Source organism: Salmonella sp. 741265050_HSA (assembly GCF_046569445.1).
Classification (GTDB): domain Bacteria; phylum Pseudomonadota; class Gammaproteobacteria; order Enterobacterales; family Enterobacteriaceae; genus Salmonella; species Salmonella enterica.
Window position 1 is genome coordinate 628,852 of record NZ_JBKFSV010000001.1, and the last position, 23,522, is coordinate 652,373.

At 50.5% G+C, this 23,522-nt stretch carries 26 protein-coding genes and 1 pseudogene; 13 read left to right on the forward strand and 14 right to left on the reverse strand.

Features of this window, described 5'->3' with window-relative positions; translation table 11 throughout:
- Positions 1 to 11 precede the first annotated feature (11 nt).
- Positions 12 to 185, reverse strand: a complete 174-nt coding sequence (locus tag ACLD4F_RS03080; protein WP_000171943.1) for a GhoT/OrtT family toxin — start codon at positions 183 to 185, stop codon at positions 12 to 14.
- 198 nt (positions 186 to 383) lie between these two features.
- On the opposite strand from ACLD4F_RS03080, the gene yncL reads away from it, so the two are divergent.
- A complete protein-coding gene (gene yncL / locus ACLD4F_RS03085) occupies positions 384 to 479 on the forward strand; it encodes a stress response membrane protein YncL (RefSeq protein ID WP_001103198.1) in 96 nt (31 codons plus the stop codon).
- A gap of 104 nt (positions 480 to 583) precedes the next feature.
- Here yncL and patD read toward each other — a convergent pair whose 3' ends face one another.
- The 5 genes and pseudogenes from patD to ACLD4F_RS03110 all read right to left on the reverse strand — a co-directional run bounded on the left by patD (position 584) and on the right by ACLD4F_RS03110 (position 5,395).
- Positions 584 to 2,029, reverse strand: a complete 1,446-nt coding sequence (patD, locus tag ACLD4F_RS03090; RefSeq protein WP_350387457.1) for an aminobutyraldehyde dehydrogenase — start codon at positions 2,027 to 2,029, stop codon at positions 584 to 586.
- A 114-nt stretch (positions 2,030 to 2,143) separates the two neighbouring features.
- Entirely contained in the window at positions 2,144 to 3,568 is a 1,425-nt protein-coding gene (gene ycdR / locus ACLD4F_RS03095) for a GntR family transcriptional regulator YdcR (protein ID WP_000760692.1), read from the reverse strand.
- A 135-nt stretch (positions 3,569 to 3,703) separates the two neighbouring features.
- Positions 3,704 to 4,474, reverse strand: a complete 771-nt coding sequence (locus tag ACLD4F_RS03100) for a M15 family metallopeptidase (protein WP_172496922.1) — start codon at positions 4,472 to 4,474, stop codon at positions 3,704 to 3,706.
- Positions 4,475 to 4,732: 258 nt separating this feature from the next.
- Positions 4,733 to 4,964, reverse strand: a pseudogene (locus tag ACLD4F_RS03105) (hypothetical protein).
- Positions 4,965 to 4,996: 32 nt separating this feature from the next.
- Positions 4,997 to 5,395 carry a D-alanyl-D-alanine dipeptidase gene (locus ACLD4F_RS03110; RefSeq protein ID WP_172496923.1) on the reverse strand — a complete coding sequence of 133 codons (399 nt, stop codon included), beginning with the start codon at positions 5,393 to 5,395 and terminating at the stop codon, positions 4,997 to 4,999.
- Positions 5,396 to 5,910: 515 nt separating this feature from the next.
- Between ACLD4F_RS03110 and sifB the strand changes: the two genes are divergently transcribed.
- Both sifB and ACLD4F_RS03120 read left to right on the forward strand, forming a co-directional pair.
- Positions 5,911 to 6,861, forward strand: a complete 951-nt coding sequence (gene sifB, locus ACLD4F_RS03115) for an SPI-2 type III secretion system effector SifB (RefSeq protein ID WP_079961490.1) — start codon at positions 5,911 to 5,913, stop codon at positions 6,859 to 6,861.
- Between the two features lie 271 nt (positions 6,862 to 7,132).
- Positions 7,133 to 7,363 (forward strand): DUF2554 family protein, encoded by a 231-nt coding sequence (locus ACLD4F_RS03120; protein WP_000956438.1) that lies wholly within the window; start codon positions 7,133 to 7,135, stop codon positions 7,361 to 7,363.
- Here the strand turns inward: ACLD4F_RS03120 and ACLD4F_RS03125 are convergent, their stop codons facing one another.
- The gene (locus ACLD4F_RS03125; RefSeq protein WP_080178362.1) at positions 7,364 to 9,328 is read right to left on the reverse strand and encodes a peptidase U32 family protein; all 1,965 of its coding nucleotides are present in this window, start codon (positions 9,326 to 9,328) and stop codon (positions 7,364 to 7,366) included.
- Positions 9,329 to 9,406: 78 nt separating this feature from the next.
- Entirely contained in the window at positions 9,407 to 9,943 is a 537-nt protein-coding gene (locus ACLD4F_RS03130; RefSeq protein WP_000369544.1) for a helix-turn-helix domain-containing protein, read from the reverse strand.
- Between the two features lie 91 nt (positions 9,944 to 10,034).
- Here ACLD4F_RS03130 and ACLD4F_RS03135 point away from each other — a divergent pair, with 91 nt between their 5' ends.
- The gene (locus ACLD4F_RS03135) at positions 10,035 to 11,213 is read left to right on the forward strand and encodes a benzoate/H(+) symporter BenE family transporter (RefSeq protein WP_001238509.1); all 1,179 of its coding nucleotides are present in this window, start codon (positions 10,035 to 10,037) and stop codon (positions 11,211 to 11,213) included.
- 53 nt (positions 11,214 to 11,266) lie between these two features.
- Here the strand turns inward: ACLD4F_RS03135 and ACLD4F_RS03140 are convergent, their stop codons facing one another.
- The 3 genes from ACLD4F_RS03140 to tehA all read right to left on the reverse strand — a co-directional run bounded on the left by ACLD4F_RS03140 (position 11,267) and on the right by tehA (position 13,687).
- A complete protein-coding gene (locus tag ACLD4F_RS03140; protein ID WP_001259025.1) occupies positions 11,267 to 11,935 on the reverse strand; it encodes a DUF3313 domain-containing protein in 669 nt (222 codons plus the stop codon).
- Between the two features lie 155 nt (positions 11,936 to 12,090).
- The gene (gene tehB, locus ACLD4F_RS03145; protein ID WP_079842755.1) at positions 12,091 to 12,687 is read right to left on the reverse strand and encodes a tellurite resistance methyltransferase TehB; all 597 of its coding nucleotides are present in this window, start codon (positions 12,685 to 12,687) and stop codon (positions 12,091 to 12,093) included.
- Positions 12,674 to 13,687 carry a dicarboxylate transporter/tellurite-resistance protein TehA gene (tehA, locus tag ACLD4F_RS03150; protein WP_001243996.1) on the reverse strand — a complete coding sequence of 338 codons (1,014 nt, stop codon included), beginning with the start codon at positions 13,685 to 13,687 and terminating at the stop codon, positions 12,674 to 12,676. The genes tehB and tehA overlap by 14 nt, the downstream gene beginning before the upstream one ends.
- A 106-nt stretch (positions 13,688 to 13,793) precedes the next feature.
- Here tehA and ydcK point away from each other — a divergent pair, with 106 nt between their 5' ends.
- Positions 13,794 to 14,774 (forward strand): YdcK family protein, encoded by a 981-nt coding sequence (gene ydcK / locus ACLD4F_RS03155; RefSeq protein ID WP_411010667.1) that lies wholly within the window; start codon positions 13,794 to 13,796, stop codon positions 14,772 to 14,774.
- On the opposite strand, the gene rimL is transcribed toward ydcK, so the two are convergent.
- On the reverse strand, positions 14,771 to 15,310 hold the full coding sequence (rimL, locus tag ACLD4F_RS03160; protein ID WP_000229293.1) for a 50S ribosomal protein L7/L12-serine acetyltransferase: 540 nt from the start codon (positions 15,308 to 15,310) through the stop codon (positions 14,771 to 14,773). The two genes, ydcK and rimL, sit on opposite strands and share 4 nt — an antisense overlap.
- 216 nt (positions 15,311 to 15,526) lie before the next feature.
- On the opposite strand from rimL, the gene ACLD4F_RS03165 reads away from it, so the two are divergent.
- The 8 genes from ACLD4F_RS03165 (at position 15,527) to aac(6') (ending at position 21,524) form a co-directional block, all read left to right on the forward strand.
- The gene (locus tag ACLD4F_RS03165; RefSeq protein WP_000144623.1) at positions 15,527 to 16,645 is read left to right on the forward strand and encodes a M42 family metallopeptidase; all 1,119 of its coding nucleotides are present in this window, start codon (positions 15,527 to 15,529) and stop codon (positions 16,643 to 16,645) included.
- Positions 16,642 to 16,923 (forward strand): PTS sugar transporter subunit IIB SgcB, encoded by a 282-nt coding sequence (gene sgcB, locus ACLD4F_RS03170; protein ID WP_000976132.1) that lies wholly within the window; start codon positions 16,642 to 16,644, stop codon positions 16,921 to 16,923. The genes ACLD4F_RS03165 and sgcB overlap by 4 nt, the downstream gene beginning before the upstream one ends.
- A 10-nt stretch (positions 16,924 to 16,933) precedes the next feature.
- The gene (gene sgcC, locus ACLD4F_RS03175; protein WP_000460835.1) at positions 16,934 to 18,247 is read left to right on the forward strand and encodes a PTS sugar transporter subunit IIC SgcC; all 1,314 of its coding nucleotides are present in this window, start codon (positions 16,934 to 16,936) and stop codon (positions 18,245 to 18,247) included.
- Between the two features lie 13 nt (positions 18,248 to 18,260).
- Positions 18,261 to 19,067: a BtpA family protein SgcQ gene (sgcQ, locus tag ACLD4F_RS03180; RefSeq protein WP_000118615.1), complete on the forward strand. Its 807-nt coding sequence runs from the start codon at positions 18,261 to 18,263 to the stop codon at positions 19,065 to 19,067.
- 131 nt (positions 19,068 to 19,198) lie between these two features.
- Complete coding sequence (sgcA, locus tag ACLD4F_RS03185; RefSeq protein WP_000606454.1) at positions 19,199 to 19,636, forward strand: SgcA family PTS sugar transporter subunit IIA; 438 nt, start codon at positions 19,199 to 19,201, stop codon at positions 19,634 to 19,636.
- 11 nt (positions 19,637 to 19,647) lie between these two features.
- Positions 19,648 to 20,280 carry a ribulose-phosphate 3 epimerase family protein gene (locus tag ACLD4F_RS03190; RefSeq protein WP_024156955.1) on the forward strand — a complete coding sequence of 211 codons (633 nt, stop codon included), beginning with the start codon at positions 19,648 to 19,650 and terminating at the stop codon, positions 20,278 to 20,280.
- 15 nt (positions 20,281 to 20,295) lie between these two features.
- Entirely contained in the window at positions 20,296 to 21,087 is a 792-nt protein-coding gene (locus ACLD4F_RS03195) for a DeoR/GlpR family DNA-binding transcription regulator (RefSeq protein ID WP_076728183.1), read from the forward strand.
- The gene (aac(6'), locus tag ACLD4F_RS03200) at positions 21,087 to 21,524 is read left to right on the forward strand and encodes a cryptic aminoglycoside N-acetyltransferase AAC(6')-Iy/Iaa (RefSeq protein WP_411010668.1); all 438 of its coding nucleotides are present in this window, start codon (positions 21,087 to 21,089) and stop codon (positions 21,522 to 21,524) included. Before ACLD4F_RS03195 ends, aac(6') begins: the two co-directional genes overlap by 1 nt.
- 49 nt (positions 21,525 to 21,573) lie before the next feature.
- On the opposite strand, the gene ACLD4F_RS03205 is transcribed toward aac(6'), so the two are convergent.
- Together ACLD4F_RS03205 and ACLD4F_RS03210 are read right to left on the reverse strand one after the other, a co-directional pair.
- Positions 21,574 to 22,773, reverse strand: coding sequence for a lactate oxidase (locus ACLD4F_RS03205; RefSeq protein ID WP_001527757.1), 1,200 nt, complete (start codon positions 22,771 to 22,773; stop codon positions 21,574 to 21,576).
- An 11-nt stretch (positions 22,774 to 22,784) separates the two neighbouring features.
- Positions 22,785 to 23,360, reverse strand: coding sequence for a YceI family protein (locus ACLD4F_RS03210; protein WP_001024319.1), 576 nt, complete (start codon positions 23,358 to 23,360; stop codon positions 22,785 to 22,787).
- Positions 23,361 to 23,522 lie beyond the last annotated feature (162 nt).

Here is a 23,522-nt window from a genome sequence, read left to right on the forward strand (position 1 = left end):
CGGGCTTGAGGTCAGAAAAGCGAAAACAGCAATGCGACGGGGAAACTTATCGGCCATGTCGCGCCAACCAAAAAGGCGCTCAGGAAACGAATTCGTTTTTTGTCATGAGTCAAAAACCAGGTGATCAGGGATGATATCACCGCCATGACGGCGTAAAAAATTAATATCTTTTGAAAGAGGGTCATATCAGGCATCCGCGCCAACCAGAGGAAAAAACGCGCGCAATATGCTCTTTTTATTTGACACACATCAAGGTTTATCAGCCTTAACAGCAAAACGTTCTCAATGCACGGCTCCGCTCACAGAATATCCTGTTTACGTATTATTGCGGATCTCGCCAACCCGTACTATACCCATAGGGGTTATGATGAAAGGTGGCGAAAATGAATGTTTCCAGTAAAACCGTCGTGCTGATTAATGTCTTTGCTGCTGCAGGACTTTTGGGTCTGATCTCGTTGAGATTCGGCTGGTTTGCTTGAGGTGTTCAACCTTTGAGTACTTGCTGCGCATGTTGGCGGGGAGGTCCCCCTCTCCGCCGACACCCGCCTATTTTTTCACGATTTTTCTGAACAGTAAATGATCCTTAATGCTTAACCATGATGTGGCGGACAAGGGTGTAGTCTTCCAGACCATACAATGACATATCTTTGCCGTATCCCGACTGTTTTTGCCCTCCATGCGGCATTTCGCTAACCAACATGAAATGGGTATTAATCCAGGTACAGCCATACTGCAATCTGGCGCTAAGCCGGTGCGCCCGCCCGACGTCCTGAGTCCAGACGGAGGATGCCAGACCATAGCGAGAATCGTTGGCCCACCTCAGAACCTGATCTTCATCATCAAAGACGGTTATACTGACCACCGGGCCGAAGACCTCGCGTTGCACGATGGCATCTTCCTGTTTTGCGTCTGCCAGCAACGTCGGAGCGAAATAGTAACCTTTACCTTCCGTTTGACTTCCACCAGTAATCACACGGATATGGCTGAGGGCCTTCGCCTCCTCTACAGCCGCTGTGACGCGCTTCAGGTGCGCCAGCGAACTTAACGGCCCCAGCTCTGTCGACTCATCCTCCGGCGCGCCCATTTTCAGGCTGCTCACCGCGTTCCCCAGCTTTTCGACCAGCGCATCATAGATACCGCGCTGCGCGTATATACGGCACGCCGCAGTACAATCCTGTCCGGCATTATAGAAACCAAAAGTCCGGACGCCCTGCGCCACCGCATCCAGATCGGCGTCATCAAAAACAATCACCGGGGCTTTACCACCGAGTTCCATATGCGTACGTTTTATCGCTGGCGCAGTATGGCGCAGAATATGCTCCCCGGTCGCGATAGAACCGGTTAAAGAGACCATGCGTACTTTTTCATGACCGGTCAATACATCGCCAACAGTCTGCCCTCGTCCGAACAGGACATTGAGCACCCCCGGCGGAAAGATATCCTTCGCCAGCGCGGCAAGTTTAAGCGCCGTCAGCGGCGTGATTTCAGAAGGCTTAATCACCACGCAGTTACCTGCCGCCAGCGCTGGCGCCAGCTTCCAGGCCGCCATCATGAGCGGATAATTCCACGGCGCGATAGAGGCAACCACGCCAATCGGATCCCGGCGGATCATCGACGTATGCCCTTCCAGATATTCGCCCGCCGCCAGCCCACTCAAACAACGGGCCGCGCCGGCAAAAAAGCGAAAGACATCCACGATTGCCGGAATTTCATCATTAATTGCGCAGTGCAAAGGCTTACCGCAGTTTTGCGATTCAAGCCGGGCGAACTCAAGGGCGTTTTGCTCGATGCTGTCCGCCAGTTTTAACAGACATTCCGCCCGTGCTTTGGGTGTGGTCTGCCCCCATTCGGCAAACGCGCTATCGGCGGCCAGCACTGCGGCGTCAACCTGCGCGGGCGACGCTTCCGCAATCTCAAGTATGACCTCGCCTGTCGCCGGGTTATAAACGGACTGCCTTTCTCCCTCGCCGTCCACCAGCACGCCATTAATCAGTAATTGATATTGCATAGCATTTTCCCATATCGTCATTAATCGATTTCCGGCGAACGGGCCGCCGCTTTCCTAAAAATAGACGGCGCGCCAGATGCTCACCCGGCACACTCGGGAAATTTAGTCAGGTTGTGAGCTGACACGCATTCCACCTCACACAAGGCTTTTAGCGCTCAGCATCTCGCGAATCAGGCTGCCAAGCTGTTTTACGGCCTGTTCTTCCCGTTCTCCCCAATGCCATGCGGTGTTAAAACGAAAGAAACGCGTCCAGGCGCCGGACGTTGAAAACATTTTCCCCGGCGCGATACTGATAAGGTGTTCAAGCGCTTTGGCGCTAAGTTCACCGGCATCAAGCTGCTCAGGTAGCTCCAGCCAAAGAAAATAACCGCTATCGTTATGGTGAATTTTTACTTCCGCCGGGAGATGGCGCAAAAGGGTTTGCCAGGCTTGCTGTTTACGTTCGGCAAGCTGCCTTCGCAATCGGCGCAGATGCGCGTCATATCGACGTGTCGAGAGATAATCCACTAACGCCAATTGCATGGGGGAACTGGTGGATAATGTGCTCATTAACTGCAAACGCTGAATTTGTCTGGCATGGCTTCCTCCCGCAACCCAGCCAATGCGAAAACCGGGAACCAGACATTTGGAAAAAGACGAACAATGCAACACGGTATCGTCGCGATCCCATGCTTTGGCGGGCAGAGGTTTCTCGCGGCCAAAGTAGAGTTCGCTATAAACATCGTCTTCAATTAGCGTCACGTTATGGTGCGTGAGTAACGCAACCAGCCGCGCTTTTTTCTCAGCACTCAGCGTGAACCCTAACGGATTCTGGCTGTTGGTCATTAACCAGCACGCTTTCACCGGATACTCCTGTAACGCCTGTTCCAGCGCCATAAGATCGATACCTTCTTTAACATCGGTGGGTATCGACAACGCTTTCAGGCGCAATCGCTCCAGGGCCTGTAGCGCACCGTAGAAACAGGGGTTCTCCACCACCACCCAGTCTCCCGGCGCCGTCACCGCCTGTAAACTAAGATTCAACGCTTCCAGCGCGCCGGCGGTAATGACAATCTCGTCAGGAGAAACGGTAATCCCCTGCTGCGCGTAACGGCGTGCTATCGCATAGCGCAATTCTGCATTACCTGGCGGCAAGTTTTCGATGACGCTCATTGCCGTCGCGGTTTTACTGACCTGCGCCAGAGAGCGGTTCAATTGCGGCAAGGGAAACAGGCGCGGATCGGGAAACGCTGAAGCAAAGGGCACCACTGAGGTATCACGACTGGCCTGCAGCATCTCAAAAATATAGGTATTGATATCTACGGCTTCATCCCGAATAACGTGCGCTGCCGTCGCGACTGACCGACAAACCGGATGCGGCGCGACATAATAACCGGATTGCGGACGGGCGATAATCCGTCCCTGACTTTCCAGCAACTGGTACGCATGACCGACAGTCATAAAACTCATGCCGCTACTGGCGACCTGCTCCCTCAGCGAGGGTAATCGATCGCCGGGCTGCCAAACGCCAGAGGCGATTTGTTCTCTAATTTGCTCCGCCAGACGTTGATATTTTTTCATTATTCGTTCTCATTGAGCGCTGCTTGCAGGTGGCAACCGCAGTGTATATCAGTTGTTAAAATTAACAATGATTTGCTAACTGTTATGGTGCTTTCCAACAGGCGTAATGATTAGATTTCGCAACAAAATGCCGTTTCAGGGTCTCTGCTTAACGGGAAAGTCAAACCAGGTGTTCGGGTATGGTTCATGAGTAAGGGAGAAGTGCCACCATTCGGTATCCAGTGGCGTAAAGCCCGCATCACGCATCAATGTTTGTAATAACAACCTATTTGCGCGTTGCTGAGCGGTAAGCATGACATTATCGGGATGGGATAACGGACTAAAACAGTCAAAGCCGGTACCAAAATCCAGACTATTATCTGGCGAGCGTTGCGCCACGGACGCAGTACAATTCACCAGTGGTCGTCCGGGATGGTATATCGGTATTTTACTGTCGAGTGAAACAATCGTTAGATCAAGCGTACTTCCCCGACTGTGGCCGGATCTGGCGGCAAGATAACCTTCCTCAAACAGACGCTTTTTCTCTACCTGCGGATAAAATTCGTTTTTCATTTGGTTTTGAGAAGGATCTTTGGCCCACGCGATAAAGTCGTTCACTGCGCTTTGCGGACGGTAGCAATCATATATTTTTAAGGTAAGTCCGAAGGGGCGTAAACGATCGGCGACCTGCTTTAGTGCGTTCGCGGCTGGTCGTGTTAACAGGCAAACAGGCGCGTTATAGCCTTTAATGGGGCGACCAATAAAGTTATGGGAAGTGAAGTATCGCATGTCTACCTGTACGTCGGGGGCGACCGTAGTAATATCGACAAAGTCTTTTGGCTGGTGGAGATCAATATGGTTTTCAGCTGACATTGCCTGAACGGACAACAGGCTGAACAGGAGGAAAGAAAATACGCATTTTACCATATGTTACACCTCGCGAGAGTCACAGGGGTGATTATGTATTTGAGCAGGTAAAGATTAGCGGACAGCGCTTAAACAGATGGTTAAAATAAACATCATTCCCCCTGTAATCTGTGCCTTATCACAAACGGAGAGGTTATATTTTGCTTATATGACCATTACGCCGCCTGTTCTATACCTAAAATAATTCGAGTTGCTTAAAGGCGGCAAGGGAGTGAGTCCCAGGAACACAGATAACGATGTGTTTTCACAAAGGCGAGTCTACCTGACCAGAAAGGTTATTTGATAATCAGTAGTACAGTTGTTGTCGCCTTCCATAACTAAATAAGATTGTTTCGCCAAAGATAAGACCACTATATAGTCAGGAAGGCAATTAGCGAGGAACGCTTCGATTGTCGGCGATAAGGCATCTTTAATTACGACTCACCGCAGTTGTGCAAACACATAGACTCCCCCTCGAACCGAGATAATTCGGTCTGCTGGCCATAGTCATTATTCAGTAAGAACGCAGGTTGCAACGGCGGATCACGGGCGTGAAGAAAAATCCTGTGCCCCAAACTTTTTGGACAAGCGCTGAACCTGCCGTATACTTTTACTTAACGTACACTCCGCCATAAAAATAAACCCTGCGATGATACCGTAATGCCATAGGCATAACTTAAGGATATGCCATAAATCAAGCGAAGCATGATTTAACTTCTCAGTGATTGCGATAGTCTGTACAAATATTACGGGATGAAATAATAAGACGCCTAACAAAAATAACCCTGCCACAATCATGGCGAGTAACTGAAAAAAAGCCCATCCGATAACGAAACGGTAAAGTAACAACAATAATAGCCGTCCACATTTTCTTAGCCATTCTGACTGCAGAATGCCCCAGGATGCTGTTTTTTCGTGAATTTCACCATCTGATTTCTTCATTTTGAGCCTCCTCGCAGGTTTTTATAATTTTATCGCCCAACAGGAAATAAAGCCGTCAGCTAATCGTTACAACAAATATAATTAAGACAAAAACTAAAGAGTAAGGTGTTTATATCATAAGTGCTATCAGTATTGGCCTTCTGCCCTGCCGCTAAATATCTCATTGTTGTTAGCCTAATAATACTTTTAGTTTAACTTCTTATAAGACAATTTCTACACGGTTGAGCAACTATTTACTTTCTCTAAAAATAATATAGCGCGTAATTAATCATTGCTCATGGTACATGATGATGTGAGAATTAAGAAAACCATTTTACTTTCATTCGTTTTACCTGACATACTTCATGGCCAGGAGGCGTGGGCATGACTAAAGCTACGGGTCGATTTGAGCGTTCAGGGCAAAGCAAAAATCAGGTGTTTCACCGATAGGCAAACCGATGGACAACATGGGATAATATTTTGAATACCACCTATTCCAGTAATGAAGTATTATATAATCACTTGTGGTCTACATTATGCCAATTACTATCGGGAGAGGGTTTCTAAAAAGTGAGATGTTTTCCCAAAGTGCCATCTCTCAACGCTCCTTCTTTACGTTACTATGGGAAAAGATTAAAGATTTTTTTTGTGACACGCAAAGATCCGCTGCCGATCAATATATAAAGGAATTATGTGATGTTGCCTCTCCGCCTGACGCACAACGTTTATTTGATTTATTTTGCAAGTTATATGAATTATCATCACCATCATGCAGAGGAAATTTCCATTTTCAGCACTATAAAGATGCTGAGTGTCAATATACAAATCTCTGTATTAAAGATGGCGAAGATATTCCGTTATGCATTATGATACGTCAGGATCACTACTATTATGAGATAATGAATAGAACAGTTCTCTGTGTTGATACTCAGTCTGCCCACCTGAAAAGATATTCTGATATTAATATAAAAGCTAGCACTTATGTTTGTGAACCGCTATGTTGCTTGTTCCCTGAGCGGTTACTACTCTCGCTATCCGGCGGTATAACATTTTCCGTTGACCTAAAAAATATAAAAGAGACGCTTATCGACATGGCAGAAAAGGGTAATTTATGTGACTGGAAGGAACAGGAAAGAAAAGCCGCCATCTCCTCCAGGATTAATCTGGGCATCGCCCAGGCAGGTGTACCACCTATTGACGACGCTATTAAAAACAAAATAGCCGCAAAGGTTATTGAGAATACTAACTTAAAGAATGCAACATTTCATGCAAATCATACACAAAGCTCAGTTACTCAACTAGTTTATTCATGTTTGTTTAAGAATGAGATATTAATGAATATGCTTGAGGAAAGTTCCTCTCATGGCCTGCTATGTTTAAACGACCTTGCTGAATATGTAGCGTTACAAGTTCATAACAGCCTTTTTTCTGAAGATTTATCTTCACTCGTTGAAACAACAAAAAATGAGGCTCATCACCAGAGTTGACCACACCATAAATAGTATGGTTTACAATCCCCTGGCAATACCAAAACCATCTAATACAATACCTTTAAAATATACTTCCAGGAAATAATGAATTTCGCATGGAACGAATTGGCTCGTTATTTTTATAATTGAGATACTGAGTATAAGTATATTTTCTCATACAACTTATCGCACTTATTGACAAACCGTTTTCGCTAATTTGAAGTGTTGAATAATAACTCAAAGAAATTATTGGCATCATAGCCTCACGACGTAACTGGAAGGTGGCATGATGCTTACAAAAACGTTATCAGTAGTTTTACTGACCTGTGCGCTGTTTTCAGGCCAGTTACTGGCGAAACAGCAAGACCACGCATTCGTATGGTTTGCGACGGGAGGGCACCAGCTTAGACACGAAGCCGACAGTGATGAATTACGGGCGGCAGCGGAAGAATCCGCGGAAGGCTTGCGCGAGCACCACAACTGGCAGAAATCGCGCAAACCAGAGAGCTATTTTCGTTAATTAAACGCCCCTACGCTTCGGCAGCGTTTTCATCAGCGCTTCAGGGCTCACTGAAGCGACAACGCTGCCGGGCTGGGGCATTTTTAAGATATGGTTTTTAATTTTGCCAATGACATGCATTTCGCAAGGGCGGCAGTCGAATTTTAGCGTCAGTACTTCATCGCCATGCACCAACTGCATCGGCGTGGCTTTCCAGCTCTTAATATTTCCTTTCGCCTGCTTAGGACAAAGGTTGAACGCAAAACGCAGGCAGTGTTTGGTGATCATGACCGGTACCTCGCCCTTCTCCTGATGCGCCTCATAGGCCGCATCAATCAATTGTACGCCGTAACGGTGATAAAATTCCCGCGCTTTGTGGTTGTAGACATTAGCGAGAAAGCTGAGATGCGTTTGCGGATAGACCGGCGCAGGCTGCGCCACGGGTTTCCGACGACCTCGTTGATAATGGGCCAGCCGCGCCGCGTCAAGCATATCAATCGCCTCCCGACGGAACTGATTGAGCAGGCTATTTGGCACGAACAACGCCGCCGGTAATGTCACCTGCATATCACGCGCGTAGTAAGGCGTCTGTCCCAGCTTCGCCAGTCCGGCTGTTAGGTTATTCAACGCTTTTTCAGAGTTATTGGCTTCCTCAAATACCCCATCAAGCGTATGCGTGATGCAGACACCGTCTTCACTGGTCAGCGTCAGAATAAGCTGTTCCTGCCAGCCGCCCAGCATGATATCAACCGCCACACGGCGCTCACTGGAGGTTTTTGTCAGCGCTTGCTGCCAGTTATGATCCAGATTACGATTCAACGGATGATGCGGACGGACTTTATGCAGGTCGGCAGGCATATCATTTGGCCAAACGCGGTAGCGGTTATGACCGGTTTTCTCCACCGTATTGGCGCGAAAACCCACCACTTCACGCTTAATCAACACGTTCAGACCATCGCCATTCGCCAACGGCTCCGTAGCTTCTACGTCGAGATAATCCTTCGCCACATTCAGCACCTCGCCTACCGGCAAGCCAATAAATTTTGGTGAATCAAATGCGCCAATATCACCTTTACGCGCGTTAACAAAATAGTCGGTGCTGCCGCGATGGAAGGTTTTCTCCGTGGAGGGAACAAAAAAATGCTCGGTCCGACCAACCGACGCACGCGCCAGTTCGCCACGTTGCTCGATAATCGCGTCCAGCATCTGACGATAATGCGCGGTGATGTTTTTGACATAGCTCATGTCTTTGTAGCGCCCTTCAATCTTGAAGGAACGTACGCCTGCATCGATCAACGCGCCGAGGTTAGCCGTTTGGTCGTTATCTTTCATCGATAGCAAATGTTTTTCGTAAGAGACCACCCGCCCCTGATCGTCTTTTAACGTATACGGTAAACGACAGGCCTGCGAACAGTCGCCCCGATTGGCGCTGCGCCCGGTTTGCGCATGAGAGATATAACACTGTCCAGAATAAGCGACACACAGCGCGCCATGAATGAAGAACTCAATCGTGGCGTCAGTAGCCTGATGAATAGCCGCTATCTGACTCAAATTAAGCTCGCGCGCCAGTACAATCTGTGAAAAACCGACATCGGCAAGAAACTTCGCTTTTTCCACGCTGCGAATATCACACTGTGTACTGGCGTGAAGCTCAATCGGCGGGATATCCAGTTCCAGAATGCCCATATCCTGCACAATCAGCGCATCCACCCCGGTGTTGTACAAATCGGTGATTAACCGCTGCGCGGGCTCCAGCTCATCATCATGCAGGATAGTATTCAGCGTGACAAAAATCCTGGCGCCGTAACGGTGAGCAAACGGGACCAGATCGGCGATATCGCGCAGACTGTTACTGGCGTTATGACGTGCGCCAAAACCGGGTCCGCCGATGTAGACGGCATCTGCGCCATGCAAAATCGCTTCGCGAGCAATTGCGGCGTCACGGGCCGGACTTAACAATTCGAGATAGTGAGGTTGCTGGCGCATACAGTCGTTCTTATCCAATAGCAGCGAAATGGCGGCTATTGTAGTCAGAAGCGCAAACTAACGAAATAGTTTTCCCGCTTAATCACGCGGGTAATGGATCAGCGAGTGAAAATGAACCGTCTGGTCACTGCTGTTGCGATAGGTATGCGCCGTATCGCCGGCAAAACGCAAACCTTTACCGGCGTCTATGGTTTGCCATACCCCACCAGTACACATGTCCAGCCGACCCTGAATCACCACCACATGTTCGATAACGCCGGCTTTATGCGGCGCTGATTCGCTGACCGCGCCAGGCGCCAGCAATAGAGAAAAATAGTCAAAACAGAGTTCAGGGTCCCACGGAAACAGCGGTGTAATTACCATCGCTTGCTGCTGGGGATCGAAGGTTGGCGGAAATTCGGCCTGCGGAGGCGAAATAAACATTGAGAATGGAACGTTCAGGCCCGTCGCAATTTTCCACAGCGTTGCGACTGTCGGACTGGATTCATTACGCTCTATCTGCCCCAACATGGCTTTTGAGACGCCGGAGATCTCCGCCAGACGCGATAAACTCCAGCCTCGCTGATGGCGTAACGTTCTTAACGTGGTCGCCAGATAGTGTGTCAGGTTATCCATTTTCCCCCCCTGTAAGACCATAGCGTATCACTTGTACGCTATAACGCACAATGCTACATTGACTGACCGTTATAACGCACAAGAGGCGATCATGCGTCTGTTATCACTGCCGTTACCTACTGTATTATCTGGTCTGGTCGCCGTTCTGGTCGGCTATGCGAGTTCCGCCGCCATTATCTGGCAGGCGGCGCTTGCCGCTGGCGCAACACCCACAGAGATCGCCGGCTGGATGACCGCCCTCGGTATAGCCATGGGCATAAGCACACTAACGTTAACCTTGTGGTATCGTGCGCCGGTTTTAACCGCCTGGTCAACGCCTGGCGCCGCCCTGTTGGTGACAGGGCTTCAGGGATTATCGTTGCCAGATGCCGTGGGCATATTCATTGTCGCCAATGCCCTGATTGTGCTGTGCGGCGTCACGGGATTGTTTGCGCGTTTGATGCGGATAATCCCCCATTCTCTTGCCGCTGCAATGCTGGCGGGAATACTGCTACGCTTCGGCCTGCAGGCGTTCGGGACGCTCAATGGAGAATTTGTCATGTGCGGCGGTATGCTATTGGCGTGGCTACTCTTTAAAGTATTCGCGCCCCGCTATGCCGTTATTGCTGCCATGGTGATGGGAATAACGGTGGCGCTCATCCAGGGTAAGGTGGCGATGAGCGGTATTCATTTCGCGCCGGTGTGGCCCACCTTCGTTCCCCCCCACTTTTCATTCGCTCAAAGCCTGAGCGTCGCGGTACCGCTCTTCCTGGTGACGATGGCATCGCAAAACGCCCCCGGCGTCGCCACAATGAAGGCGTCTGGCTATCAGCTTCCTGTCTCTCCGTTAATGATTTTTACCGGGTTGCTGGCGCTGCTGCTTTCGCCATTTGGCGTTTATTCTATCTGCATTGCCGCCATTACGGCCGCCATTTGTCAAAGCCCGGACGCACACCCCGATCCAACGCGTCGCTGGTTAGCGGCCGCCGCCGCAGGCGTTTTTTATTTACTTGCCGGGTGGTTTGGCGGTTCGATAACCGCGCTGATGGTCGCCCTGCCGGTTAGCTGGGTGCAAATGCTGGCTGGTCTGGCATTGTTAAGTACGATTAGCGGTAGCCTGTATCAGGCGCTTACCCACGAAAGCGAGCGTGACGCGGCAGTTATCGCATTTCTCGTCACCGCCAGCGGGCTAACGCTGATGGGCATCGGATCGGCATTCTGGGGGTTGATCGCTGGCGGAATAGGCTACGCAGTATTAACGAGAACGCGCCGCCCATCGTTGTCTGGCTGATGGTGACCGCTAATCTGCCGGGGTTTGCGCCATCTTGCGATGGCGCCGCAGAATTATTTTTTGTTAACGTCAAACATAGAGGTATCCGTCGCCATATCATCCACGACCTGTTTCAACGTCTCGAACGCCATTGGCGTACTGGAGTTACTCAGGTCTTTACCTTCACCCTGACGTACTACCTTGACGACCGGCTTGTTGGTCGCGGCATCTATCAGCTCACCCTCAAAATAGAGGTGGGTATCCATGGTCCGGTGGCCTGTCGCCATTTGCGTGCCCGCCACAATCAGCGCTACAGGGATTACCTCATAGAATTGCAGCCCTTCTTTGCTGGTATCCACGCCCGTAATCGCCCCGCGGAAAATCAAACTGCGCGGCCCTGGCGTCGTGACCAGCGGTTTGCGCTGTTCAATTGCTGATTTTACTTTAGTATTCGTATAAGCCAGCAGTTTATCAAGAACTTGCTGCCCGACCTGGGTCGTTGGTTTGGGGACGGGATAGTATGTTATCGGATTGTAAACAATACTGTCATAGTTAGAGTCATTGAAATGTGGATCTACCCAGCGCAACACCGGTTTCCCCGTGGCGGAGGTAGTTTCCTGCAGGTCCGAATAATTTTTTAAGAATCCAGAATACTTATCCGGCTGTGTGACTTTAGACGCACAGCCGGATAACGCCAGCAAGCCAGTAAGCACTGCAACTTTAAATAAAGTATGAGTACGCATGAAACGATCCCTTTAGTCTTCGCAATGATGCAAAGGAAATAATAGCAAAACGAAATCATTCTGGATGCACTAAAAATGGTAACGACAGCACAATTTGAACGCGGCGTCCGACAAAAAAATGCCGAACGCAGCGAGACTTACAGAACTTGCATCGGTCAGGCCGTTTTTCTCGCCAGCATCGTAGCAAAGCGCAGTTTGATACGGTTGCCGTTTTCGTCCGTGCGGTGAAGCTCGCCGACATCTTCGTTGTATTTCAGCATGTCCCACCCTTCGTAATAGCGGCGTAATTCGCCTTCTTTAAAAGCGAACGGGAATCCCACCGTACAGGGAAAGTCCGGCGTATCCATTGCCGCAACAATCAAATTATAGCCGCCGGTTTTTGTGCAGCGTTGCATATTGGCAATTAAACCGGGAATGGTTTGCGCCTCAAGAAACATCATAACCACCGTCGAGAGAATAAAATCGTACTCGCCGTCAAAGGTCAATGTATTCAGATCGACAATGTCGGTTTGCAGATTATCCAGCCCTTCTGCCGTTTTAATACGCTCAAGGTTAGCCATACTGGCCGGATTTTTATCCCACGCGGTAACGTCATAACCGTTCGCGGCCAGATACAGACTATTGCGGCCATTGCCACATCCCAAATCCAGCGTTCGGCCCGGCGCGACAACCTTTGCCGCCGCCAGCACATCCGAATGCGTGCGGGTTAATCCATATTTCTCAGTAAAGTAATTTTCGTCACGAACGGTCATTTTTTTCCTCCGTTTTCAACAGTGCAGCGCGCTCAGTGCGAATAAGCAACGTCCCCTGCACCAGCAATAGAAATGTACGAACCAGCAATAAGGCGATAATAGCGTTAGTGAAAATAAACAGCGGGACGGCCAGAATATGGAAAAGCCCTGATTCACTACCGTGACCAAGATGTAACCCCGTGGTCGCCAGCGCGGAAACGCCGAACGAAAAACTCCAGAAAGAAGCATTAAACGGTTGTGATAAATACCAGGGCATTAATCGCAGCATAAATAAAAGCTGTAACAGACCGTAGCCGAATAGCATTTTCGCCAGCGTGTCGCCCTCCCCGCCATTGACGCTCAGCCAGGCGCTACAGGCGACCAGCGCGGGCGCCAGTTGGATACCCAACGACGTACGCAGCACCGCCGGTAATTCGCCGCAGCTACGCAGTCGCTGCAAAATAACCGGTTCCAGACTTAACCACGAAAAGACGCCTGCGCCTAAAAACACCAGTCCGGCATCATTGTAGCCGAGCGCTCCACAGGCCATGGCGCTGATAAAATTATTCGCTACCGTGGGCAGATAAAGCCCCGGGGTTGTCGCTTCTTCCGGATGCGCTCCGCGCCAAAGTCCCGCCGTCTGCCATGCGGCATACGCCAGTTGTATGACGACCCCCACGCTGAATAGCGCAACGGCCAACGGGCGATACCAGGGAACGAAACCGATCGCGACCAGCATCGTGGTGGCGGGAAACAGGCTGACAAAACTGCTCATTACCGGATGTCGCACTTCAGCCATCACGCTATGGGGAAAGCGCACCAGACGGCTAAGGAACGCCAGGGTCAAGAGTGCCCAAATAATCATCGCCAGGATCACCATGATGTCGCCGGGCCAGTGGCTTATTGCCCATATCTGGCTGGCATAACGCCAGGCGAATCCCATACCGATAGTGCCAAGGACGATGCCAAAATAGCCCGCAGGCAGATTGAGCACGCGATCGCTCTGCTTGTGATTACGCATTTTGTTTAATTTATAAAGTATATTTGAAATGCATTTTATGGAATTTCTGGTTGTTTCGCCAGTACCTTTGCTACGGTTATCTTAATCGTTCACACGGAATTTCCCTATGATCAAATATCGACTGAGTGAAGAACCTCGTGCTTTTACTTATCAGGTAGACGGTGAGAAGAAAAGCGTCTTATTACGACAAGTTATTGCCGTAACGGATTTTAACGATGTTAAAGCCGGAACCTCCGGCGGCTGGGTTGATGCCGATAATGTGCTGTCACAACAGGGGGATTGCTGGATTTATGATGAAAACGCGATGGCCTTTGCGGGCACGGAAATTACAGGTAACGCGCGTATCACGCAGCCGTGCACGCTCTACAATAACGTGCGAATAGGCGATAACGTCTGGATTGATCGCGCTGATATCAGCGATGGCGCACGGATAAGTGACAACGTCACCATTCAGTCCTCTTCCGTGCGCGGAGAGTGTGCGATTTATGGCGATGCCCGCGTGTTAAACCAGTCAGAAATTCTCGCCGTTCAGGGACTAACGCATGAACATGCGCAGATTTTACAAATTTACGATCGCGCCACCGTGAACCATTCGCGGATTGTCCATCAGGTACAGCTTTATGGCGACGCCACTATCACACACGCTTTTATTGAGCACCGGGCGGAGGTCTTTGATTTCGCGCTCATCGAAGGCAACAAAGACAATAATGTCTGGATCTGTGACTGCGCCAAAGTCTATGGCCATGCGCGGGTTATCGCCGGCACAGAGGAAGATGCTATCCCTACCCTTCGCTACAGCTCGCAGGTAGCGGAACATGCGTTAATCGAAGGCAACTGTGTGTTAAAACATCATGTGCTGGTAGGCGGACATGCTGAGGTACGCGGAGGCCCGATTTTACTGGACGACCGCGTGCTGATTGAAGGCCATGCCTGTATACAGGGCGAAATTCTGATTGAGCACCAGGTCGAGATTAGCGGACGGGCGGCGGTGATAGCCTTTGACGGCCATACTATTCACCTGCGCGGCCCAAAAGTGATCAATGGCGAGGATCGTATTACGCGTACCCCCTTAGTCGGTTCCCTTTAATCCGCATCAATAATGCGGGCATACATATTAACGTCGTGATAGTCGCCGTTAAGATACTCCGCCTGCTTCATACAGCCTTCCAGCGTAAAATGGTTGCGCCGTGCGACTGCGTTACTGGCCTGATTATCAACGCGGCATTTAATGACGAAGCGCCGAATATCGCCGCGCCGGGCATAATGTGTCATCAGCGCCTGTAATGATTGCGACATTATCCCTTGTCCCTGGAGGGACTCATCCAGCCAGTAACCGATATAGGCGGCTTTGTTTATCGGTTCGATGGCATTAAATGAGAGTACGCCCGCCATCTCATTCTGGCAGAAAATCAGGTACATTTTGGCGTAACCACGCTGGTGCAACAGTATATTACCCTGCACATGCTTACGCGTTTCCTCCTGCGACGTGACATATTGCGGCCAGTCGAGCGACTGTTGTAGCCACGCTTTGTTTTTGAGTACCAGTTGGTGCAGCGCCGGAACATGACTTTCATCTGCCGCTTGCAGTTCCAGCGTCGTGCTAACAGGAATAATTTCCACCATCGCGTTGCCCTTCTTCGTTGTTGGTCGTAATCACATAAATAGCCTGGTTTACCGATAACCCGCAGGTGATATGAGCGTTTTTATTGTATCGCCATCACATTATTTTTTATTGGCCATATTTAGCGTATTTCCGCGTGACACATTTCACACTTATCCAACCATTCTCCGCCTATAAAACGCTCAACGACTGATTGTTTTATCACCACGGAGATGCCAATGACCTTTTCTGTGCAGGAAACGCTTTTTTCTTTACTGCGGCTAAACGGGATTTCAGGACATGAAAGCAGTATTGCAAACGTTATGCAGCACGCGTTTGAACAGCAGGCCAAAGACGTCTGGCGGGATCGCTTAGGCAATGTCGTCGCCCGTTATGGCAGCGATAAATCTGACGCGCTTCGCCTGATGATTTTTGCGCATATGGATGAAGTGGGTTTTATGGTACGCAAGATCGAACCCTCCGGTTTTTTACGTTTTGAACGCGTGGGCGGCCCGGCGCAAATTACTATGCCCGGTTCGATTGTGACGCTTGCCGGACGTTCAGGCGATATCATGGGCTGTATCGGTATTAAAGCATATCACTTCGCGAAGGGTGACGAGCGCACCCAGCCACCCGCGCTCGATAAACTCTGGATTGATATCGGCGCAAAAGATAAAGCGGATGCCGAACGAATGGGTATTCAGGTGGGGACGCCAGTAACCCTTTACAACCCGCCGCACTGTCTGGGCAACGACCTGGTGTGCAGTAAGGCGCTGGATGACAGGCTGGGGTGTACGGCGCTACTGGGCGTCGCCGAGGCCCTCGCCTCCACACCGCTCGATATCGCGGTATTCCTGGTCGCGTCGGTACAGGAAGAGTTCAATATTCGCGGTATTATTCCCGTTTTACGACGCGTGCGCCCCGACCTGGCGATTGGTATTGATATCACCCCCTCCTGCGACACGCCTGACCTGCAGGATTACTCAGATGTGCGGGTCAACCACGGCGTCGGCATCACCTGTCTGAACTATCACGGACGCGGTACGTTGGCGGGACTGATTACGCCGCCGCGTTTGCTGCGGATGCTGGAGACCACCGCGCACGAAAATAATATTCCCGTACAGCGAGAAGTCGCGCCAGGCGTCATCACCGAAACCGGCTACATTCAGGTTGAACTGGACGGTATTCCCTGCGCCAGTCTTTCTATTCCCTGCCGCTATACCCACTCGCCAGCCGAAGTCGCCAGCCTGCGCGACCTGGCTGATTGTATCCGTTTACTGACTGCGCTGGCCAATATGTCGCCAGAACAGTTTCCCATTGAGCCTGAAACAGGCGCTACACAAGAGGCACGACCATGATGAAGAAGATCCTTGTGGCATGTGGTACCGGCATGTCGACATCAACCATGATTGCACAAAAACTGCAGGACTTTCTCGCGGAGCAAGGCATTGCGGCAACCACGGCGCAATGTTGTCTGAATGAGATCCCGTTGAACTGTAACGGTATGGATCTCATCGTAACGTCCATGCGTACGCACAGTGACTATGGCATCCCGACGCTCAACGGCGCCGCCCTGCTGACAGGCATCAACGACGACGCATTAAAACAAGAAATCAAGGCGCTGTTAACACAATAAAGGGGGCATTATGTTTGATTACATCCTGTCTCTCGGCGGCACCGTTTTTGTGCCCATCATTATGATTATCATCGGCTTAATCTTTCGTATTCCCTGGCTGCAGGCAGTGAAAGCCGGGGTGACAGTCGGCATCGGTTTTGTCGGCATGGGGTTGGTGATCGTCATGGCGATCGACAGTCTCAGTCCGCCGATTAAAGTGATGATTGAGCGTTTTGGCCTGACGCTGCATGTGTTTGACGTCGGCGCCGGGCCCGCATCCGGCGTCGGCTATGCGACGGCCATCGGCGCGATGATCATTCCCGTTATCTTTCTGCTCAACGTCGGTATGCTGGTGACTCGTCTGACCAAAACCATGAACGTTGATATTTATAACTACTGGCACTACGCCATTACCGGAACGGTCGTCCAGTTGATGACCGGCAGTCTGATTTATGGCGTACTGGGCGCGATTTGCCACGCCGCCTTGTCGTTGAAAATGGCCGACTGGACGGCGAAACGGGTACAGAACATTGTGGGTCTGGAAGGGATTTCTATTCCGCAAGGGTATGGCTCCAGTTCCGTGCCGTTGTTCGTATTACTGGATGCGATATACGAAAAAATACCGTTTATGAAAGGACGCAATATTGATGCTCAGGAGATCCAAAAACGGTATGGGATGGTCGGCGACCCGGTGATCATTGGCGTTGTTCTCGGGCTGATCTTCGGACTTGCCGCAGGCGAAGGCTTTAAAGGGTGCGCAACCTTAATGATTACCGTAGCGGCGATTATGGTGCTGTTTCCGCGCATGATTCGCCTTATCGTTGAGGGATTAATGCCCATTTCCGACGGCGCGCGTAAGTTCTTCCAGAAACACTTTAAAGGGCGCGAAGTCTTTATCGGTCTGGATACCGCAGTGACGTTAGGCCACCCGACCACCATCGCGGTTGGACTGCTGTTAATTCCCATCATGTTAATTCTGGCGAGCATACTGCCGGGCAATAAAGTCCTGCCGCTGGCTGATTTACCGGTCGCGCCGTTTTTTATCTGCATGGCCACAGTTATTCATCGCGGCGATCTGATTCGTACTCTGCTCAGCGGCATCATTGTCATGATTACCGTTCTGCTGATCGCCACCCAGTTCGCACCGTACTTTACCGACATGGCGCTCAAAGGCGGCTTTAGCTTCGCCGCTGAAAACGCGCAAATTACCGCGCTGTCGGTGGGAAATATGTTTGGCTGGTCAATATCTGAATTGATGTCGCTGGGCATGATTGGTGTGGTTATTGTGGTCGGCATTGTCGCCAGCATCATACTTGTCTTACGTAAACGTGAACTACCGGAATAAGGAGCAACCCAGAATGAGTTGGCTAAAAGAGGTAATAGGAACAGAAAAAGCCGTTATCGCCATGTGTCATTTACGGGCGCTGCCGGGCGATCCCGGGTTCGATACCAGGAAAGGCATGAACTGGGTAATTGACCGCGCCCATGACGATTTAATGGCGCTACAAAATGGCGGCGTGGATGCGGTGATGTTCTCCAACGAATTTAGTCTGCCTTATTTAACGAAAGTCAGACCGGAAACGACCGCCGCGATGGCAAGAATCATCGGTCAGTTAATGAGTGAAATCCGCGTACCGTTTGGGGTAAACGTGTTGTGGGACCCTGTGGCCTCGTTTGATTTGGCGATGGCGACCGACGCAAAATTTATTCGCGAAATTTTCACCGGCGCTTACGCCAGCGATTTTGGCGTCTGGGATACGAATGTCGGCGAAACCATTCGCCATCAGCATCGCATCGGCGCAGGCCACGTGAAAACGCTGTTTAACATCGTGCCGGAAGCGGCGGTGTATCTGGGAAACCGCGATGTCTGTTCAATTGCGAAATCGACCGTATTTAACAATAACCCCGATGCCCTGTGCGTCTCGGGGCTGACGGCGGGCGCCCGCACGGATAGCGCCATACTGAAGCGGGTAAAAGAGACCGTTCCCGACACGGTCGTGCTGGCGAATACCGGGGTGTGTCTGGAAAACGTCGAGGAGCAGCTCTGCATTGCCGACGGATGCGTAACGGCAACCACCTTTAAAAAAGACGGCGTCTTCGCCAACTTTGTCGACCAGGCGCGCGTGGCGAAGTTTATGGAGAAAGTACGCCATATCCGACAATAAAATGGGGATAAGCAAAACGCTTATCCCCTGCAGAGAGCGATAACTCTTCTGCCGATCTCCGTCGCCTTCGCCCAAAGACACGCCGGGGATCGGTTTCAGAGTAACCCGAACCGGCAAGGAGTCAACGATCGATGATTAATGATGTTAAGTGGGTTCAGGCGCAACGCCATGCCAGCGACTGGCGACACGCGCTGGATATCGCCGTTCGTCCGCTGATTACCTTCGGCGCGGCGGCCCCCTGCTACCTGGACGGTATTATTGAGAACACCCTTAAATGGGGGCCATATTATCTTATCGCGCCGGGGATTGCGCTGCCCCATGCCAGACCGGAGCAAGGCGCCAACCATAATCAAATCAGCGTCACTACGTTAGCAACGCCGGTCGCTTTCGGCAATGCGGATTGCGATCCCATCTGGCTGTTGCTTTGCGCCAGCGCCACGGATGCCGAAGCACATATTCGTACCATTCAACGCATCAGCCAGTGGCTCGACTCACCAGAAAGCGTCGCGATGCTGCAAGATGCGCCAAATGATGCCGCGCTTTTCGCGCAATTAACCGCATTGCGCTGATGGAGGTTTCGATGATCCTGCACCCTTCACTGGCCTCCGCCGATCCGCTGCGCTATGCCGAGGCGTTGACCGCTTTACACGATGCGCCCCTCGGCTCGCTGCATCTGGATATCGAAGATACCAGTTTCATCAACAATATTACCTTCGGTATGAAAACCATTCAGGCAGTCGCACAATACACTCGCCATCCGCTCTCATTGCACCTGATGGTCTCATCACCGCAACGCTGGTTACCCTGGCTTGCAGCTATTCGCCCCGGCTGGATTTTCATTCATGCCGAAAGCGTGCAAAACCCCTCGGAGATTCTGGCGGATATTCGCGCTATCGGGGCGAAAGCAGGACTGGCGCTTAACCCGGCAACGCCGCTATTGCCTTATCGTTATCTGGCATTGCAACTGGATGCGCTGATGATCATGACCAGCGAACCCGACGGACGCGGACAGCAATTTATCGCCGCGATGTGTGAAAAAGTGAGCCAGAGCAGAGAGCATTTCCCTGCTGCGGAATGCTGGGCGGACGGCGGTATTACACTTCGCGCCGCACGGCTGCTTGCCGCCGCAGGCGCACAGCATCTGGTGATCGGCCGGGCGTTATTCACGACGGCGAACTATGATGTGACGTTGTCACAATTCACCGCGCTATAAAGGAGTCATATGCTGATGAGCCAACAGCGCCCCGACCGTATCAAACAGATGTTGCATTACCTTTGGCAACACAGGCACCTCTCAACACAACAAGCTATTGAGCTTTTTGGCTATGCAGAGGCAACCGTGCGCCGGGATTTTCACTATATCGCCAGCCGTTATCCCGGTATGGTTCGCAGCCATGGTTGCATTGACTTCGACGACAGTACGGAAGATAAAGAATATGTTTTCGACGTTAAGCGAACGTTACAAAGCGAGGCGAAACGCGAAATCGCTGCCCTCGCCCGCACGTTCATCAAGGATGGAGACTGCTTTTTTCTCGACTCCGGCTCCACCTGTCTGGAACTGGCAAAATGTCTGGTTGACGCCAAAGTAAAAGTCATTTGCAATGACATCAAAATCGCTAATGAACTGGGTGGCTTCCCACACGTAGAGAGCTACATTATTGGCGGACTGATCCGCCCCGGCTACTTTTCGGTGGGCGAGAGCCTGGCGCTGGAGATGATTAACGCCTTTGCCGTTGAACGCGCCTTTATCTCCTGCGATGCGCTGTCGATTGAAACGGGCATCACCAACGCTACCATGTTTGAAGTGGGCGTTAAAACGCGCATTATTCAGCGCTCACGCGAGGTCATATTGATGGCCGATCACTCAAAGTTTGATACTGTAGAACCCCATGCGGTGGCGACGCTGTCCTGTATTACTACCATTCTTAGCGACAGTGCGCTCCCGTCTGCTATCGCCCGACGTTATCAGCAGGCGGGATGCCGTCTCATCATGTCAGACCCCTCATCAGGAGCGCGCTAATGGACATCAGGCAAATGAACAGAACCCATCTGGAGCACTGGCGCGGATTGCGAAAACAGCTCTGGCCTGATCACCCGGACGACGCCCATCTGGCGGATAGCGAAGAAATCCTGCAAGCCGATCATCTGGCATCATTTATTGCGATGGCAGACGGGGTGGCGATTGGCTTTGCGGATGCCTCAATCCGCCACGATTATGTCAATGGCTGTGACAGTTCGCCCGTGGCTTTCCTTGAAGGTATTTTTGTTCTCCCCTCATTCCGTCAACGCGGCGTAGCGAAACAATTGATTGCAGCGGTGCAACGATGGGGAACGAATAAAGGGTGTCGGGAAATGGCCTCTGATACCACGCCGGAAAATACAATTTCCCAGAAAGTTCACCAGGCGTTAGGATTTGAGGAAACAGAGCGCGTCATTTTCTACCGGAAGCATTGTTGAGGAAAATCATACAGGAAAAGGTCGGGTATAGTACCCGACCTTTATATTACTAGGGCAGCTCTTTTTCAGTTAACAAGCGTGTCGTTTTCACTTGTTCAATATTCCTGGCGCCACCCAACATCATGTTAATTGTCAGCTCTTTGTTTAGCTGTTCAATCACTGATGCCACACCCTGAGCGCCGCCAAGATTAAGACCGTATAATACAGGCCGGCCAACCGCCACAATATCCGCCCCGCTGGCTAACGCTTTGAATACGTGCGAACCACGGCGTACTCCGCTGTCAAAAATAACAGGCACTCGCTTGTTGACAACTTTTGCAATCGCAGGAAGCATATCGAATGAGGACGGCCCGCTGTCTAATTGACGACCACCATGATTAGAAACCCATATTCCTGCGGCCCCGGCCTGGATAGCAATTTCAGCATCCTCCGGCGACTGAATGCCTTTTACGATAACCGGCAGACCGGAAATACGATGTACATAGGCAATATCCTCCGGCGTAAAGGCTTGTTTAGCCTGCGCGTAAATTTCACTTATCCCTGCCCCTTTGCCGGTTTTTGAACCATCGTCATTTTTTCTGGCGAACATTTCCAGGTTTGCAAAGCCCAACGGGAACTGGAAGTTATTTTTAATATCTTCTTCCCGATAGCCACCGACAGGCGAATCTACGGTCAGAATAATCGCTTTAGCGCCATGCTTTACCGCTTGTGCAAGAATAAATTCGTTAAATTGATTATTCTTACTCATATAAAGCTGGAAGAAGAACGGATTTTTCCCGGAAACGTTAGCCACCTCTTCGATGGTCTTGTTGCCATAAGTACTCAACGAGAAAATCGAACCGACCTGCGCCATGCCTTTCGCCGTCGCCAACTCTCCGGAGGCGTGGGCCAGGCCCTGCGCTGCCATCGGTGCCTGGATTATAGGCGTTTTAAGCGGAATACCCAGTAGCTGCGTTGATAAATCGATCTCTTTTAACTCAATGCCCTGTAATACGCGCGGCATAATATATTTTTTGTCAAAGCTTTCGGTGTTGCTGCGAAGGTTATTCTCATCTTCGGCTCCACCGCGAATATAACCAAATGCCCCTTTCTCCATTCTGGCTTGAACGCGCGCTTCCAGAGAGGCTACGTTCGTCATTTTTATTGCTTTTTCGTCCGTGCTGGCTTTGTACTCTTCAGCATAAGCCAGGCCTGACGTTGCCAACATCGCCAGCGAGGCCACTACCCGAATGAGGTGATTAGTTTTCATCATCATTCCCTTTATTGCTTAACCGCTTCTGCCTGGATTTTTATATCGACAACTTTCGTCATCCCCATATCGACCAGATAATCTACACCCCACTGGGTGCGATCTATTTGCGTGACAAAATCACCACCGCAAACCTGCGCCTTGAATATCGGGCTCATATAACAGCCAAACTTGGTGGTGGTTAAGGTGACGGGCTTAGTTACTCCCTTCATTGTTAGCAAACCGTCAATAGAAACTGGTTTATTATCTTCAAAATGCCATTTTGTCGATTTAAATACTATTTCTGGATATTTTTCCGCATCCAGAATATCACTACTGCGGATATGGTTATCAAACGCATCCACCCCGGTATTTAAGGCGCTCACGGGAATCGTCACGCGCATCTCTGCGACTTGCTTTTCCGGCTGATATTTCAGTTCGCCGCTAATAGCATAAAACCCGCCATGATTGGTTGAGGTCTGGAAATGATCGATATTAAATACCGCATTGGTATGCGTATTATCAAATTTATATACATCTGCATGAGCAGCACTTAATAAACCCAGCGACAGGACAGCACCAAGAAAACTCTTTTTCATTATATTCACTTTATATCTTAAATAAGGTGAAGTTATCTTAATGTTCCCTGTCCGCAGGATCGAGAGGGATAAACAGGAAGGACTGTTGCAAAAATAGAACGATGGAAAGGCCGTGTCACAAAAACAGCAGCTCACGAATGAGTTTATGCCAGGGCAATTTCCGGAACCTGT